The organism is Gymnodinialimonas sp. 57CJ19 (genome assembly GCF_038396845.1).
Classification (GTDB): domain Bacteria; phylum Pseudomonadota; class Alphaproteobacteria; order Rhodobacterales; family Rhodobacteraceae; genus Gymnodinialimonas.
The window spans coordinates 2,905,215-2,921,147 of the sequence record NZ_CP151587.1; the positions used below are offsets into that span (position 1 = coordinate 2,905,215).

15 protein-coding genes and 1 tRNA gene are annotated in these 15,933 nt (G+C 61.8%); 8 read left to right on the forward strand and 8 right to left on the reverse strand.

The window, feature by feature from the left end:
* Nucleotides 1-141: 141 nt before the first annotated feature.
* From AADW23_RS14275 to AADW23_RS14285, 3 genes are all read right to left on the reverse strand, one after another.
* Nucleotides 142-213 (reverse strand) — tRNA-Val (locus AADW23_RS14275).
* A 15-nt stretch (nucleotides 214-228) separates the two neighbouring features.
* The gene (locus tag AADW23_RS14280) at nucleotides 229-717 is read right to left on the reverse strand and encodes an HU family DNA-binding protein (protein ID WP_341861611.1); all 489 of its coding nucleotides are present in this window, start codon (nucleotides 715-717) and stop codon (nucleotides 229-231) included.
* A gap of 121 nt (nucleotides 718-838) precedes the next feature.
* Nucleotides 839-1,618 carry a polysaccharide deacetylase family protein gene (locus AADW23_RS14285; RefSeq protein WP_341861612.1) on the reverse strand — a complete coding sequence of 260 codons (780 nt, stop codon included), beginning with the start codon at nucleotides 1,616-1,618 and terminating at the stop codon, nucleotides 839-841.
* A gap of 304 nt (nucleotides 1,619-1,922) precedes the next feature.
* On the opposite strand from AADW23_RS14285, the gene AADW23_RS14290 reads away from it, so the two are divergent.
* Nucleotides 1,923-2,102, forward strand: coding sequence for a hypothetical protein (locus AADW23_RS14290; protein ID WP_341861613.1), 180 nt, complete (start codon nucleotides 1,923-1,925; stop codon nucleotides 2,100-2,102).
* 115 nt (nucleotides 2,103-2,217) lie between these two features.
* Here AADW23_RS14290 and lon read toward each other — a convergent pair whose 3' ends face one another.
* The 3 genes from lon to tgt form a co-directional block, all read right to left on the reverse strand.
* A complete protein-coding gene (gene lon, locus AADW23_RS14295) occupies nucleotides 2,218-4,620 on the reverse strand; it encodes an endopeptidase La (protein ID WP_341861614.1) in 2,403 nt (800 codons plus the stop codon).
* A gap of 222 nt (nucleotides 4,621-4,842) precedes the next feature.
* Nucleotides 4,843-5,397: a hypothetical protein gene (locus tag AADW23_RS14300; RefSeq protein WP_341861615.1), complete on the reverse strand. Its 555-nt coding sequence runs from the start codon at nucleotides 5,395-5,397 to the stop codon at nucleotides 4,843-4,845.
* Nucleotides 5,398-5,481: 84 nt separating this feature from the next.
* Complete coding sequence (tgt, locus tag AADW23_RS14305; RefSeq protein ID WP_341861616.1) at nucleotides 5,482-6,612, reverse strand: tRNA guanosine(34) transglycosylase Tgt; 1,131 nt, start codon at nucleotides 6,610-6,612, stop codon at nucleotides 5,482-5,484.
* A 350-nt stretch (nucleotides 6,613-6,962) separates the two neighbouring features.
* Here tgt and AADW23_RS14310 point away from each other — a divergent pair, with 350 nt between their 5' ends.
* The 4 genes from AADW23_RS14310 (at nucleotide 6,963) to AADW23_RS14325 (ending at nucleotide 9,028) form a co-directional block, all read left to right on the forward strand.
* Nucleotides 6,963-7,325, forward strand: a complete 363-nt coding sequence (locus AADW23_RS14310; RefSeq protein WP_341864335.1) for an SUF system Fe-S cluster assembly protein — start codon at nucleotides 6,963-6,965, stop codon at nucleotides 7,323-7,325.
* Nucleotides 7,326-7,534: 209 nt separating this feature from the next.
* A complete protein-coding gene (locus tag AADW23_RS14315) occupies nucleotides 7,535-8,227 on the forward strand; it encodes a DUF3307 domain-containing protein (protein WP_341861617.1) in 693 nt (230 codons plus the stop codon).
* Between the two features lie 83 nt (nucleotides 8,228-8,310).
* Complete coding sequence (locus tag AADW23_RS14320; RefSeq protein ID WP_341861618.1) at nucleotides 8,311-8,691, forward strand: iron-sulfur cluster assembly accessory protein; 381 nt, start codon at nucleotides 8,311-8,313, stop codon at nucleotides 8,689-8,691.
* 7 nt (nucleotides 8,692-8,698) lie between these two features.
* Nucleotides 8,699-9,028: a TfoX/Sxy family protein gene (locus tag AADW23_RS14325; RefSeq protein ID WP_341861619.1), complete on the forward strand. Its 330-nt coding sequence runs from the start codon at nucleotides 8,699-8,701 to the stop codon at nucleotides 9,026-9,028.
* A 296-nt stretch (nucleotides 9,029-9,324) separates the two neighbouring features.
* Here the strand turns inward: AADW23_RS14325 and AADW23_RS14330 are convergent, their stop codons facing one another.
* Nucleotides 9,325-10,245 (reverse strand): 2-oxoglutarate and iron-dependent oxygenase domain-containing protein, encoded by a 921-nt coding sequence (locus AADW23_RS14330; RefSeq protein WP_341861620.1) that lies wholly within the window; start codon nucleotides 10,243-10,245, stop codon nucleotides 9,325-9,327.
* A 73-nt stretch (nucleotides 10,246-10,318) separates the two neighbouring features.
* Between AADW23_RS14330 and tpiA the strand changes: the two genes are divergently transcribed.
* Nucleotides 10,319-11,065 (forward strand): triose-phosphate isomerase, encoded by a 747-nt coding sequence (gene tpiA, locus AADW23_RS14335; RefSeq protein ID WP_341861621.1) that lies wholly within the window; start codon nucleotides 10,319-10,321, stop codon nucleotides 11,063-11,065.
* Between the two features lie 80 nt (nucleotides 11,066-11,145).
* On the opposite strand, the gene AADW23_RS14340 is transcribed toward tpiA, so the two are convergent.
* The gene (locus AADW23_RS14340; RefSeq protein WP_341861622.1) at nucleotides 11,146-12,408 is read right to left on the reverse strand and encodes a DVUA0089 family protein; all 1,263 of its coding nucleotides are present in this window, start codon (nucleotides 12,406-12,408) and stop codon (nucleotides 11,146-11,148) included.
* Between the two features lie 192 nt (nucleotides 12,409-12,600).
* Between AADW23_RS14340 and AADW23_RS14345 the strand changes: the two genes are divergently transcribed.
* On the forward strand, nucleotides 12,601-14,511 hold the full coding sequence (locus AADW23_RS14345; RefSeq protein ID WP_341861623.1) for an ATP-binding protein: 1,911 nt from the start codon (nucleotides 12,601-12,603) through the stop codon (nucleotides 14,509-14,511).
* Nucleotides 14,508-15,863 (forward strand): sigma-54 dependent transcriptional regulator, encoded by a 1,356-nt coding sequence (locus tag AADW23_RS14350; protein WP_341861624.1) that lies wholly within the window; start codon nucleotides 14,508-14,510, stop codon nucleotides 15,861-15,863. Before AADW23_RS14345 ends, AADW23_RS14350 begins: the two co-directional genes overlap by 4 nt.
* The last annotated feature ends 70 nt before the right edge of the window (nucleotides 15,864-15,933 follow it).

The window sequence follows — 15,933 nt, forward strand, 5'->3', positions numbered from 1 at the left end:
CTTTTTGCCGAGGCTGAACACCGCTAGCTTACTGCTGCACCCTCCGCTAACCGCCTAAAAAATAGGCAAAAAGAGCGGTGATCTGAGGCGCGCGAGAGCACGCTGGATAGGTTGGGAACAGGGCTGAACGGAGGGAATTTTTGGGTGATAAGAGATTTGAACTCCTGACATCTTCGATGTGAACGAAGCGCTCTACCACTGAGCTAATCACCCGACCTGCGCGGGCTTTTAGCTGTCCTCATCCACGTCTGCAAGGGGGGCCACGTCGCCGGCGGCGGGGTCTGCTGCGGCGCGTTTGAGCTTGACTGTCAGCATGTCGCCATTGGGCTTTTCCATGCGCTTTTTTACCATCAACTTACCCAAAGGCGGCACCACGACCTCATCGGAGGCGTCCATCGCCTTGCCGATCTCATCAAGCACCACGTCAAAGACCATTTTCACCTCGGACCGTTTCAGGGACACGCGCTTGGCCACCGCCTCGATCAGGTCGGGGCGCTTGAGGCGATCATCGTCGGCAGAGCCGCTTGGGGCGGCGGTTACGTCCTCAGGGGCGGGCGGCGTGACTGCGGCCCCAGCTTCGGGTGTCGCAACTTCGGGTGTCGCGGGTTCGGGCGACGCGGGGGCCGTGGTTTTGGCCGCCGCCGTGGTGCCAAGCGCGCTTGATCGGCGCGGACCTGCGGAGGTGGATTTGCGTTTGCGCGTTGCTTTCGTCGCCATGGGTATGCCTCACATGCTGCCTCTGCACTCAGGCCCATTGGACACGGCGCAGATTGTTTCTGTTCTAGAAACAGCTTAGCGGAAGAAGGGGCATTGGGCCACCCTACCCCATGAATAAAGGTTAAGCGGTCGCGTCCAGCAACCGGAAACGGCGCCGATCCCACCTGGGCCAGCCGATCAGCTCGGACATGGTGACGAACCGATAGCCGCGCCCGATGATGCCGTCCAAGGCCTGCGGCATCGCCCTGACCGTGGCGCGATGGATGTCGTGGGCCAGGATCACCGCGCCCCTGTGGCAATTGCCCACGATCCGCTGCGCCACGATGCTAGAGCCGGGACGCTGCCAATCCAACGGATCGACCGACCATAAGATCGTCGGCATCCCGCGTTGATGGTACAGCAGCAGCCTTTGGCGCGCATAAAGATTGCCATAAGGGGGCCGCATCGTGACCGGTGACCGCCCCACCGCGTCAAAAACCGCGCGACTGGTGCGGTCTATCTGGGACAGCAAAGCGGCATCGGAATAGCCGTGCAGATTGGGGTGGGACCAGGTGTGGTTGCCGACCTCGTGGCCCTCGTCCACCATCCGTTGCAGGATCTGCGGGTGGCGTTCCGCGTTTCGCCCAATCACGTAGAATGTCGCCCGGATGCCGCGTGCCGCCAGCATATCCAACAAAAGCGGTGTCAAACTAGGGTGCGGTCCATCGTCAAAGGTCATCGCCACCAAGGGCTGACCCGAGGGGATGCGGGTCACCGTGGCGGCCTCGGCCCGGGTGATCGGACCGCGCCCGGCGAAGGTTAGAGGCAAGCCCTGCCCGTGACTGGGGCGGGCGACAAGCGGCGCGAAAAGGCCCGCCGTAGCCCCTGCAATTAATGATCTGCGTTTAATTTTATATTCCACGACTGAGTTCCTGAATAAGGGCAATCGGTCGGGCGAATCATGGGGGCAGTTCTGAATTTAAATCAACGAATCACCCTTTACGTAGGGGAAGAATGCGCCTTTAGCGTTGTCGATAAGTCACAAAACCCTGTTGAACGCCTGTATTTCGTGACTTTTTAGCCACTTACGCCGAATTCAAACCGCACACCTCGGGCAAAGTTAGCGCTTCGTTGTTCCTGTCGGCCATTTTCTGCCAAAATGTTTGACGAGCGCGACGCTGCAACGTTGCGTGATCCAGTCTGTTTTTATTCCTTGGGGGAATACCATGAAAAAAGCTCTTATCGCCGCTGCTGCGGTTGCCGTAATCTCGACCTCTGCCAACGCCAGCGGCTATGTGCCTGCGGTTCCACAGGAAGTTGTGGTCGTTGACACGGCGTCTTCCAACCAAGGCATCTTTGTTCCTGCCTTCGCGTTGATCTTGTTCATTCTGGCAACGCACCACTAATTTCGCTTCGAGGGACGGCACCGCCGCACCCACCGAGCATGAAAAGGCCCGCATCCAGTTACGGATGCGGGCCTTTTTGTTTCAACACGTTAGCGTGTGACGCTCAGGCACCACCTTAGTGGTGCGCGGTCGCCCCTTCGCCCCCGCGTGCGATCGCAGCCGCGGCGGCGGCGGCTTCCTCTGCGGCCTCGTCCCATTCGATCGCTTCAGGTACTTCGGTCAGGGCATGGGCCAGAACCTCGGACACATGTTTGACCGGGATGATGTTGAGCCCTTCCTTCACGTTGTCGGGGATCTCCACCAGGTCCTTCTCGTTCTCCTGCGGGATGAGAACAGTCGTGATCCCCCCACGCAGAGCCGCCAATAGCTTTTCCTTCAAGCCGCCGATGGGCATCGCATTGCCGCGCAAGGAAACCTCGCCCGTCATCGCGATATCGCGCTTCACCGGAATTCCAGTAAGCACCGAGACGATGGACGTCACCATCGCCAGACCCGCGCTTGGCCCGTCTTTGGGCGTCGCGCCGTCGGGCACGTGGACGTGGATGTCCATGCGGTCGAACTTCGGCGGCTTCACCCCGATCTCGGGCGCGATGGAGCGCACGTAGCTGGCCGCCGCGTCGATGGACTCCTTCATCACATCGCCAAGCTTACCCGTCGTCTTCATCCGCCCTTTGCCGGGCAGCTTCAACGCCTCGATGTGCAGCAGATCGCCGCCCACGGAAGTATAGGCAAGGCCCGTGACGACGCCGATGGCATCGGCATCTTCCGCCAAGCCATAGCGATACTTCTTCACGCCAAGGAATTCGCCGAGATTCTCAGGGGTTACAACGACTTCCTCAACCTTCTTGCGGACGATCTTGGTCACGGCCTTCCGCGCCAGTTTGCCGATTTCCCGCTCCAGGTTCCGCACGCCCGCTTCACGGGTGTAGGTGCGGATCATCTCTTGCAGGGCCTCGGGCTCCAGCGTGAATTCATTGGCCTTCAGCCCGTGGTTCTTGACCTGCTTGGCGATCAGGTGACGGTTGGCGATTTCGGCCTTCTCATCCTCTGTGTAGCCCGCCAACGGAATGATCTCCATCCGGTCCAGAAGCGGACCCGGCATGTTGTAGGAGTTCGCCGTGGTCAGGAACATCACGTTCGACAGGTCATATTCGACCTCCAGATAGTGATCGACGAAGGTGCCGTTCTGTTCAGGGTCCAGGACCTCCAACATGGCCGACGCCGGATCGCCCCGGAAATCCTGACCCATCTTGTCGATTTCATCGAGCAGGATCAGCGGGTTCGTCGTTTTCGCCTTCTTGAGCGCCTGGATGATCTTGCCGGGCATGGAGCCGATGTAGGTCCGGCGGTGACCGCGGATCTCGGATTCGTCACGCACCCCACCCAAAGAGATCCGGATGAACTCACGCCCCGTCGCTTTCGCCACGGACTTGCCAAGCGAGGTCTTACCCACGCCCGGAGGGCCGACAAGGCACATGATCGGCCCCTTCAGCTTCTTGGAGCGTTGCTGCACCGCAAGATATTCAACGATGCGTTCCTTGACCTTCTCCAAGCCATAGTGATCGTCGTCCAGGATGGCTTCAGCCTTGGCCAAGTCCTTCTTGACGCGAGATTTTACGCCCCACGGGATCGACAGCATCCAGTCGAGGTAGTTGCGCACAACCGTGGCCTCGGCGCTCATCGGCGACATGTTCTTGAGCTTCTTCAGCTCGGCGTCCGCCTTCTCGCGCGCTTCTTTGCTCAGCTTGGTGTTGGCGATCCGCTCGGACAGCTCGGCCACTTCGCCTTCGCCCTCTTCGCCGTCGCCCAACTCGCGCTGGATCGCCTTCATCTGTTCGTTCAGATAATACTCACGCTGGGTGCGCTCCATCTGCGACTTCACGCGGGTCTTGATCTTCTTTTCGACCTGCAAAACAGACATTTCGCCCTGCATCAGGCCATATACCTTCTCCAGCCGGGCGGCGACTTCCAGGGTTTCCAGAAGCTCCTGCTTCTGATCCACTTCGATGCCCAGATGACCGGACACGAGGTCCGCCAGCTTCGCCGGGTCATGAGCCTCGGAGACAGAGGTAAGCGCCTCTTCCGGCACGTTTTTCTTCACCTTGGCGTATTTTTCGAATTCTTCCCCAACGGACCGGGTCAGGGCCGCGATGGCCTCCAGATCACCGGTGGATTCCGACAGTTCCGTGGCGATCGCCTCAAAGAATGGGTCGGTGTTGGTGAATTCGTCGATGCGCACACGGCGGCGGCCTTCGACCAGCACCTTCACGGTGCCGTCGGGCAGTTTCAGCAGCTGCAACACATTGGCCAGCACGCCGTTTTCATAAATGTCGTCCGCGCCGGGATCATCCTCGGCCGGGTCGCGCTGCGACGACAGCAGGATCTGCTTGTCGTCCTGCATCACTTCCTCCAGTGCACGCACGGATTTTTCGCGGCCCACGAAGAGCGGCACAACCATGTGCGGGAACACGACGATGTCGCGCAGGGGAAGGACGGGATAGATCGTTTGGTCAGACATAATGCCTACTTCCTTGGTCTTTGGCCGAGGGTCCGGGCCCCGCTTCGCGGCAACCTAGCCCCCTCCATCTTCAGGATTTCTTAACGTGGGGCGCGCAGGATGCAATTTCAAGCAAACGCGCGGTGCAAAAGTTAGGAAATACTGTGCACCCGCAACTTGGGCGGCACAACCGAGATTTGGAGGTTTGCGCTGGGTAAAGCGCAAAATATTGGGGATATTCGGTTAAGAAAGCGTTTCGTCGAAGGGACCGAAATCCGGTTTGATCACCAGTGTCGTGGCATCGGGATGCAAGCGCTGCACGGGGATGCCGATGAGATCCTGTAAGGTCTGCATGACACGTTGAATTCCGGCGTCGTCAGCCAAGCCTTGCGCAATCATCCGGGGTTTCTGACCCGCGGCGCGAAGCCATAGCTGTTCACCCTTATGGGTCTTGTAGTTGGCTTTCCCGATCTGCCCGGTGGACAGGCGCTTGGCGAAAATGCCGGCCCGCAAGCCCTCTGCCGGGTAGGTGTGAGTGCCAAACGCGCCCACGGTGCGGACATACTGTGGCGTAATGATGAGCCAGACGCCAAGGGCGCTCCATAACACGCCAATCACGGCCCAGAACAACAGCACCACAACCACCGCGATGGCGACAAAAAACAGGTCAAAAACCCCTTCACGCGCGGCGACGTAGAGGATCATCACCCCAAAGGTTGCGATGCCGCCAAAGATCACGCTGACGAACAGCGCGATGCCGAGGCTCATTTTTCCATTGAAGACAACGCGTTCAGTCATAGGCCGCTCCAATCGTGATTGGAGGTCACTATGCATTTTGCCCATTGGCTTGTGTAGCTGCGGAAAACCCGCGGCTCTGACACCTTACAGAACCGCGATATCGCCTTGCGCGCGCTCGGCGTGGAAACGTGCCTCAAACCCGGCGAAATCATCGGCGGCGATGGCGTCGCGCATTTCAGCCATAAGCTGTTGGTAATAATGCAGATTGTGCCATGTCAGCAGCATGCCCGAAATCATCTCCTGCGCGCGGAAGACGTGGTGAAGATACGCACGGGAGTAATTGGCGCAGGCCGGGCAAGTGCAGTTTTCATCCAACGGGCGCGGGTCATCGGCGTGGCGGGCGTTCTTGATGTTCACCTGCCCGCGCCGGGTCCACGCCTGCCCGGTCCGGCCGGAGCGGGAGGGCAGCACGCAATCCATCATGTCGATGCCGCGCTTGACCGCGCCCACGATATCATCCGGCTTGCCCACGCCCATCAGGTAGCGCGGCTTGTTCACAGGCAACTGATCCGGCGCGAAATCGAGGCAGCCGAACATGGCCTCCTGCCCCTCGCCCACGGCCAAACCGCCCACGGCGTAGCCATCGAACTCGATCTCGCGCAGCGCCTTGGCCGATTCCTCGCGCAGGTCTTCCTCCAGCCCGCCCTGCTGGATGCCGAACAGCGCATAGCCGGGACGGTCGCCGAACGCCTCTTTCGAGCGCTTGGCCCACCGCATGGAAAGCCGCATGGACTCCTCCAACGCGCGGCGATCCGCAGGCAACGCCGGGCATTCGTCGAAGCACATGACGATATCGCTGCCCAGAAGCTTCTGAATTTCCATCGAGCGTTCGGGCGACAGCAAATGCTTGGAGCCGTCGATATGGCTGCGGAAGGTCACGCCCTCCTCGGTCAGCTTGCGCAGATCGGCCAGCGACATCACCTGAAACCCGCCCGAATCCGTCAGGATCGGCTTGTCCCAGTTCATGAACCTGTGCAGCCCGCCAAGGTTGGCGATGCGTTCCGCCGTGGGCCGCAGCATCAGGTGATAGGTGTTGCCCAACAGGATATCCGCGCCCGTGGCGGCCACGCTTTCGGGCATCATCGCCTTTACCGTCGCCGCCGTGCCCACGGGCATGAAGGCGGGCGTACGAATGGCGCCGCGCGGGGTGGAGATGACGCCCGTGCGGGCCTTGCCCGAGGTCGCGTTGAGGCTGAAAGAGAAGCGTTTTGTCATACCGCCAGCCCATAGCGGCGCGGCGCGAGAATTGCAAAGGGGCGTCTGCATTGCACCGCGCTGCGCGCTGCGCGTTGGCTCGAAACACCCCCCCCCGCACGGCATGTTCACCCGTGCCAATGTAGCCACTGGCCGACCGCATCGTAGGGCTGGCCCACGGGCAAAGGCTCGTCCGCCAACCCGAGGGCCGCGTCTTGACCGTTTTGGCCAGATTTCTGACCTCGCCCGCCCCTGAGATAGAGCGCTGACCCCAAGAGAACGCACTTTCGGACGAGATCGGCGCCCTGCCTCCCTTTACGGCCTCCCTCTCAATCCTTATATCTTTGCTCAGATATGAACCGGGAATGACCATGACCGAACAGACACCACAAATGGAAGGCGCACCGCTGATCGCGCCCTCGACCACCGACCACCCCCTCTACGATACCGTCGTGGAGGCGTGTCGTTCTGTTTATGACCCTGAAATTCCAGTGAATATTTTCGACCTTGGCTTGATCTACACGATCGACATCGGGGCCGAGAACGAGGTGTCTATCACCATGTCCCTCACCGCACCGGGGTGTCCGGTGGCGGGCGAGATGCCCGGCTGGGTCGCCGACGCGGTCGAGCCGCTGGACGGCGTGAAGCAGGTTGACGTGCAACTCACCTGGGAGCCGCCCTGGGGCATGGACATGATGTCCGACGAAGCGCGTCTTGAACTGGGCTTCATGTAAGCACCGCCATCCTGCCTTGGCGCGGGTTGCGCCGGTGTAAAGGCAGGCTTTCCTTACGTCCCCTAGCGGTTTCCCTTGCTTGTCCCCGCGGCGCGGTCCTGCCATCCTTCCTGAAGGGGAATATTTTGGAAGGGGACGGCGTATCTTGCGCTGTCATCGGGGTGTAGGCGCAAGCCTGTGCCCCGGCGAAACGGGATCATACACACCAAATGGCAGCCTATACATTTGCCGCATTATTTCTTGCCCATGTGATCGCGGATTACGTGCTGCAAACCACTTGGATGGTGGTGAACAAGAAGCGACCCATCGCCATGGCCGCCCATATCGGGCTGGTTCTGGGGACGATGTGCCTGACCACGCTGACGCTGAATCCGTGGTTTCTGGCCCTCGCGGCGCTGCATCTATGGATCGACATCGTGAAGACCTATGCGATGCCCGAAGGCTTGGGCGCCTATGTGGCCGATCAGGTGCTGCACGTCGCCTCGATCGCGGGGATCGCTCTGTTGGCGCCGCAGATATGGCCGATGAGCCCCCTGGCAGAGGTCGAGGTGGTTCATATCCCGCTTTATTACATGATTATCGGCGGCGTCGTCTTCGCCGCGCGCGGGGGGCAATATGCCGTGGCGATGCTGATGGCCGGGCGCGGGCCGGGATCGGGCCACGGGGTCTTGTTGGGCTGGGTCGAGCGGGCGGCGCTATGTGTCGTGCTCATTGGCGGATGGCAGATCTGGCCCCTGCTTCTGACCGCGGTGGTCGCGGTGAAGGGGCTTTATCTCGGGATCAGCTTTGCGAGCCGCGACAATGGCGCAAGGTACCGCCTGCTGTTGGGCACGGCGGTCAGCCTCGCATGGGGGTTGGCGGTGGCGGTGCCCATGGCTCTGGCAATGCCGATGATGCATTGATGTCCGAGTCCTCCACTCAGGCTTGAGAAAGCGCCCCTTGGAGCCTACATTAGAGGTCAAGCAGTCACAGGAAAGCCAAGCCCATGTTCGGTATCCCCGGAAAACAGGCCGTCACCATGACGGATAAAGCCGCCAAGCAGATCGCCAAGCTGATGCAGCAAGGTGGCACGCAGGGGTTGCGTATTGGCGTCAAGAAAGGCGGCTGTGCGGGCATGGAATACACCATGGAATACGTGTCCGAGATTGATCCGCTCGATGAAGTGGTGGAGCAAGACGACGCCCGCGTGATGATCGCGCCGATGGCTCAGATGTTCCTGTTTGGCACCGAGATTGATTACGAAGTGTCGCTGCTGGAGGCCTCGTTCCAGTTCCGCAATCCGAATGTGACGGATGCTTGCGGTTGCGGTGAATCGATCAAGTTCAAGGATATGGACGAGTTGCAGGCCGAGAACGCGTCTTCATGAGTGCGCGATGAGCGTTTCCGACGAAGAGATCGCCCACGCTCTGGAGCTTTTCGACGGGCTCGGAGGGCTGAGCACCCGCAAGATGATGGGCGGGTTATGCATCTACCATGAAGGCACGATTTTCGCGCTGTTGATGTCCGACGGACAGCTGCACCTGAAAGGGGCCGGCGCGTTTCGTGACGTGTTGGAGGCCGAAGGCTGCACCCGCTGGACCTACGAGCGCGAAGGGGCAAAGCGAAAGCCCACAGCCATGCCCTATTGGACCATGCCCGAGGCGGCTTTGGACGACCCGGAAGAAGCGGTCGCATGGGCACGGCGGGCTTTGGCGTATCTGTAGCGGTTCGGTGTGATATGTGGGGTTCACGCCTGAACGTGCTTCCGATGTCCCCCAACACGTACCTTTCATTGGGGGCCTGCCCCCAAACGCACTCTTCATTGGGGGCCTGCCCCCAAACGCACTCTTCATTGGGGGCCAGCCCCCAAACGCACTCTTCATTGGGGGCCAGCCCCCAAACGCACCCTTCATTGGGGGCCAGCCCCCAAACGCACCCTTCATTGGGGGCCGGCCCCCAAACCCCCGGAGTTGTAAAGCCAAGATGAAGGAGGGGCCGCGCGAGGGGGTGTGGGGCGGGCTCAGGAGGCGTCTTGCAGGTGGGTGTAGGTTTCCTGGTAGCGTTTGGACAGGTGTTCGCCTGCGGTGATTGGGGCCGCGCCCATCGGGGAGACGTTTGTGTCAAAGGCAGGATTGAAGAACAGGGGAATCGAGATGCGTTCCTGGGCGCCGCCAATCACGCGGTGGGGCGTGGCGCGGATTTGGCCGCCTTCGGGCAGGTTGGCTGTCCACATCTCCAGCATTTCACCGAAATTGATGATGAAGGTGCCCGGCGCGGCTTGCACCGGCACCCAAGTGCCGTCGCGCAGTTGCACTTCGAGGCCCGGTTGCCCGTCGGTGGCCAGAAGGGTGAGGCATCCGTAATCGGTATGGGCGGCGATACCGAAGTCTTTCTTGCCGGCCCAGGTGGGGCGCTCGGGGTAGTAGTTGCCGCGCAAGAGCGCCATGGGTTTGGTGAACTTGTCGGCAAAGAAGTGCGGGTCGGCGCCGATGGCCGCAGAGATACCTTGCAGCAGGTCCAGTGAAACGGCGCGGGCTTTGATAAAGTAGCGCTCGACCGTGGCTTGGAACGCGGGCGGCGCGGAGGGCCATTGGTTGGGCGCATAGACCGGAAGGCGCGCGAAGGGATCGTCCTTGGGCAACTCAACGCCGCAATCGAAGACTTCTTTGTAGTCGGGATTGGCATTGGGATCGACCTGCTCGGACCCTGCCCCGCCCCACCCCCGGTTGGAGCCGGTGACATTCATGTTCACCGCTTGCTTGGTCGCGGCGCTGCCTTTGAAGAAGGCGCGGTAGGCGGCGATGGTCTCGGTCACATCGGCAGCGCTTAGCGCGGTATTGTGGAGGGTCAGGAAGCCCACCTCTTCTGCGCCTTGTTTGGTCGCTGCCAGCGCAGCGGGATCACCGGCGGCAAGGGCTTGGGCGTCAATATGCGGGATCATCAGGGACCTCCTGTCGGGTTGACTTCTGCGCCGCGGCTGCCACGACATGGGCAACATAACTTTGGAGATGGCGATGGCACGGAAATTGGCAGCTGGCAATTGGAAGATGAACGGGGTTGAGGCGGATTTGAGCGAGGTTGACGCCTTGGCGAGCGCCGTAGAGGCGGCCACCTGCGAGGTTTTGCTGTGCCCACCGGCGACGCTGATCGCGCCCATGGCGGCGCGGGCGGGGTTGATGGACCTCTATGTGGGGGGGCAGACCTGCCACACGGCGCAAACGGGGGCGCACACCGGCGACATCTCGGCCAGAATGCTGGCGGATGCGGGGGCGAGCCATGTGATCCTAGGCCATTCCGAGCGGCGCGCGGACCACGGGGAAAGCAGCGTGGATGTGGCCTTGCAGGTCGGCGCGGCGATTGAAGCAGGGTTGATCGCCATCGTCTGTGTCGGAGAGACCGAGGCAGAACGCGACGCGGGCGTTACCTTGCAGGTGGTCGCGGCGCAGGTGGCAGGCTCGATCCCCACGGGCGCCAAGCCCGAGCAGATCGTTGTCGCCTACGAGCCCGTTTGGGCCATCGGCACCGGGCGCACGCCAACGTTGGAGCAAATTGCGGAGGTTCATGATCATATCCGGTCTGAACTGGCAGCTCGCCGGGGCGGCGCGGCGCAAGATATCCCGCTGCTCTATGGGGGCTCTGTCAAACCCGGCAACGCGGCCGAGATATTTGCCGTGTCCAACGTCGATGGCGCGTTGGTCGGGGGCGCCTCCCTGAAGGCGGCGGATTTTGGCGGCATCATCGCCGCGCTGTCGGCAGCCTGAGCGGCCAAAAAAAAGGCGACCGCCCGCAGGGTTGCGCGGGCGGCCCCGATCTTGTCGTCCCGATTACTCGGCAGGCCCAATTACTCGGCAGGAACGTAGCGTTCCGTCGCGATGCGGATGATGCCCTGATAATTTTCGGAATACTGCCGCACGGCCAACAGGTAGCGCCCGGCCTGAACCCGTGCCGTGATCTGGCTGTTGAGCGTTCCGCCATGGTCATCGTTATAGGCGATTTCCTGACCCAGATCGTTGAACAGCAAGATGACCGGGTCGCTGTCGGTCACTTCCACCGCGTCAATCACGACCGCGCCTTGTTCCGTCACTTCGAACGAGAACCAAGTCGCCTGACGGCCCGCAATCTGGGCGTCCCGCACGGAGCGGCCCGGAAGCACGCCCAGATCGGTGATCGGGTACGATCCATCCATCGGAGGGGCGGCTTCGCCGGTGTCGTAAAGCTCGGCCAAGGCCGTGGCCGCGTCATAGCCCACCACGGAAACCGTCACCGGAATATTGGGGTTCGACAGCGCGCGCATGCCGATGCAATAGGTGCCCGCAGCCAGAGGCGAGGTGAAATCAATCCGGCTGTTGAGCGATTGGTAGTCGTCATTCTCGGCCAAAAGCGTGCCGTTGCCGTCGAAGAAATAGATGTAGGGATCAGCCGAGGGGTTTTCGGCCCGGATCGACAGCGCTTGCGGGCTCTCGAGGGTGAAGCGGTAGTAAGGCACGCCCGTGATCGTGTTGACCGCAGAAGCGCCGCCCTCGAACAATTGGCCATCAAGGGGACCATTGCCCAGAACCGTGGCCTCTGTTTCCGACGTGCAGGCATCGACGCCCACGAAGTAGCCGCCTGTGCCGCCGCCAAAGAAGCCGCCATTCAGGCCGTTGGTGATCGTCTCATGCTCAAGCCGACCCACCCGCATATCCGTCGTCAGACCGCCGCCTGCATAGCCGCGTGTGGTCAGGCAGTAGTTGCCCGGCGCCAAAGCCGTTTCCGCGCGCGACGCCCAACCGCCGCCGCTGTCATCGTCAGTTACCACCAATGCGCCCGCTTCGTCGTACAGCTCGATCACGCTATCGCCGCCATCGGTTGGCTGCGCCTCGACCCGCACGTCCATCGCCTCGGAGGTAGAGAAATAGCCGACCGTGTTGCCTTCCAGCGCAATCGGCAGACCTGACAAGGTCAACGGGCCGTCAGCGGTGGCAATATCGGATGCGTCCGGCGTGCCGCCCATCCATTGGCCATCAACCCCGAAACCGCCACAGGTCAGGTCCTGCGCCGAGGCGGCCCCTGCGGTCAGGCCCACGATAGCTGTGGTGGCGAGGGCGGAAAACGTAAATTTCATTAAGGTATCCTCCAAACGTGCGACCGCGGGGTGTGGCGCGGTGGCTCCTTCCTGGGGAATATGCACGTCCTGCCAGTGTTTTCCAATGAAGGGTTTGGGAATTCATACGGGGAAAGTTCCGTGATTGCCGACGCTTGTCCGGTTTCCCCTGCCCTCTGGCCAGCCCGCACGGCGCCTGCCATAGATATTGCCATGCGCCATCGCTCTGCCTCTGACCTTGATCCGATTGCCCGCGCCACTGCCGCGCTGGCATCAAGGCCTGCGACCGAGGCAATGCACCTGGGCCGCCCCCGCGCCACCCGGCCCCGCCGTGCGATCTGGATTGTTGCGTTTTTGACCCTGCTCGTTGTCGGCGTCATTCTCGCCGCACAACCCCGGATCGAGCGTTTGTACCTGCGCCAGGCCGGGGCCGAGGATGCCGCGACCCTAAGGCTGGCAACCGAGGTACTGCGCGGCGCGTTGGAGCGCACGCAAGCCCTGCCCGCCCTGATTGCAGACCGCCCGATTTTGCCGCAGCTTCTGGCGGAACCTGACAACGAAGGGATCGTCCCCTTTGCCAACGAACTGCTGCGACAGTCTGCCCTGTCGCTGGATGTGTCGGATATCTATGTGCTCGACACCGAAGGGCGCACGATTGCGGCGTCAAACTATCGGACCGAGCATTCCTTCGTGGGCCAGAGCTTCGCCTACCGCCCGTATTTTATTGATGCGATGGGGGCCGGGTTGGGGCGGTTTCACGGCTTGGGGACCACATCGGGACAGCGGGGGTATTACTTTGCCTCTCCGGTGATCGAGGATACGCGCATCATCGGCGTGGTGGTGGTAAAGATCCGCCTTGATGAGTTCGAGGAAACTTGGGCCGCTTCTGATGCCTCCATCATGGTGCGTGACGTCAACAGTGTGGTTTTTCTATCGGATCGAGCGGCGTGGCGTTTTCGCAGGACGGGGCTGATTGCCCATTGGGTCATGGATGAAATCGCGCGCACTCGGCAATATCCGATTGCGCTACTGACGCCTTTGGAGATGACGTTTTCCGCCCTTGATCCCGACCTTGGGTTCGGTCTGGAATTGGCCAATGTGGAGGGCGAAAGCTTTGTCAGCCAGACGGCATTGGTGGCGGCGGCCAGCTGGCGCGTGTCGATCCTGACGCCGACGGGGCCGGCAACCCAAAGGGCGTGGACGGCAGTTTTGTTGCTGGTCTTGGTGGCGGTCATCGTGGGCCTTGTGTCGGCGGCAATATTTGCCCGACGCGCCCGGTTGATCGAGCGGTTGGCAGCAGAACGCTCGCTCGCGACCTTGCTGGAGGCGCGGGTGGCCGAACGCACCACCGCGTTGAAGGCCGAGGTTGAGGAACGCCGCGCCACGGAGGTTCGGTTGCGAAAGACACAGGCCGAGTTGGTGCAAGCGGGGAAACTGGCGGCCTTGGGGCAGATGTCGGCCGCGCTCAGCCATGAGTTCAACCAGCCTTTGTCGGCGATAAAGTCTTACGCCGAAAACGCCCGCGCCTTTCTGGACCGGGAGCGCCCCGAAGACGCCCGTAGCAATATTGAGCGGATCAGCGGGCTCACGGACCGGATGGCTGCGATCTCCAAGCACCTGCGTAACTTCGCCCGTCGCCCCGGAGAGAAGACCGGCCCCGTACCGTTGAGGCCGGTGATCCACGACGCGTTGGAGTTGATGGCCGCACGCCTGAGGGGCGCAGAGGTGGTCTATCATCCACCCGAGGAAGAAATCTGGGTGCGCGGCGGCCGCGTGCGCTTGCAACAAGTGGTCGTGAACATATTGGGCAATGCGATGGATGCGATGGCCGACCTCGATGCGCCTCGGATCGAAATCACGCTGACCGGCGGGCAGCGGCCCGAAATTTCCGTGCGCGATATCGGGCCCGGCCTATCGGCAGAAGCATTGGAGCAGGCGTTTGATCCCTTCTTCACCACCAAAGAGCCGGGGAAGGGTCTTGGCCTTGGACTGTCGATCTCTTTCAATATCATTGGCGATTTTGGCGGGCGGCTTTCGGCCCAGAACCACCCAGAGGGTGGCGCGGTGTTTCGGATGACCCTAGAAGCTGTGCCACCTGAACCCAAGGAGAGTGCCGCGCAATGATCGACGCTCCGGTCCTATTTGTTGACGACGAACCCGATCTGCGCCTCGCCGGAGAGCAGACCCTGTCGCTGGCCGATATCCCCGTGATCCTTTGCCCGACGGCGGCAGAGGCCCTCGGACATATCTCAAAGGAATTTCCGGGCATTCTCGTGACGGACATTCGAATGCCGGGCATGGATGGCACGGCCCTGATGGCCGAAGCGTTGGACCGCGACCCGGACCTGCCGGTGATTTTGGTCACGGGTCACGGCGACGTGGGGTTGGCGGTCCAAAGCATGCGCCAGGGGGCCTATGATTTTCTGGAAAAGCCCTATGATCCCGCGCGCTTGGTCGAGACAATCCAAAGGGCGCTGGACAAGCGGCGCTTGACGATGGAGGTGCGGGCCTTGAAGGCGCAATCCTCGGGCGCGGCGGGCACTGACCCGATCGCGGCAATGTTGAACGGTCGCTCCACCGCCATGGCCCAGTTGCGCGCGCAGCTCAGAGCGGTGGCCGAGACCGACGCCGATGCGTTGATCGAGGGGGCGACGGGCACCGGAAAGGAAGTGGCCGCAAGGGCGTTGCACGCAGCGTCCGACCGGGCCGCTCGGCCCTTCGTGGCGGTGAACTGCGCCGCCCTGCCCGACACGATGATAGAAAGCGAGCTTTTCGGCCACACCCCCGGCGCCTTTGCCGGCGCCACGCGGGAGCGTTACGGAAAGTTTGAACACGCCCGTGGGGGCACGCTGTTCCTTGACCAGATCGACAGTATTCCGCTGGCCCTGCAAGGCAAGCTGCTGACGGCGCTGCAAGACCGGGCGATTACGCCGCTTGGCTCGAACGAACCTGTGGCGCTCGACCTGAGGGTCGTGGCCGCGTCGCGCCGGGATCTGGCCAAAGCCGCCAGCGAGGGCACGTTCCGCGACGACCTGCTGTATCGGCTGAACGTGGTGACCCTGCGCATGCCACCCCTGGCGGAGCGGCGCGAGGACATCCCGCCCCTGTTCCAGATCCTGATGGCGGAGGCTTCCACCCGCCATAGCAGACCGGTCCCGCCAGTCTCGCCTGAGGCCTTGGCAGACCTGGCCACCAAGGCGTGGCCCGGCAATATCAGAGAGCTGCGCAACGAAGCCGAACGGGCGGTGCTTGGCTTTGGCCTGCAAGGCGACCCCAACAGAACCGGTCGGCTGGCCGATCAAATGGCCGCCCACGAACGCAGCCTGATCGCGGCAACACTCAGCGCGCAAAACGGCTCGATCAAAGCGACCTATGAGGCGCTGGGGATCAGCCGCAAAGCGCTCTACGAGAAGATGCAAAAACACGCCCTGGATCGGTCTGACTTCCGCCCCGCCCCAGACGCCCAAAACCCTTGAAAGGGTTTTGCTCAGAGCCTTGCAAGGCTCTGGTAAATTCCTTGCAAGGAATTTGACCCCGCTTGATGGG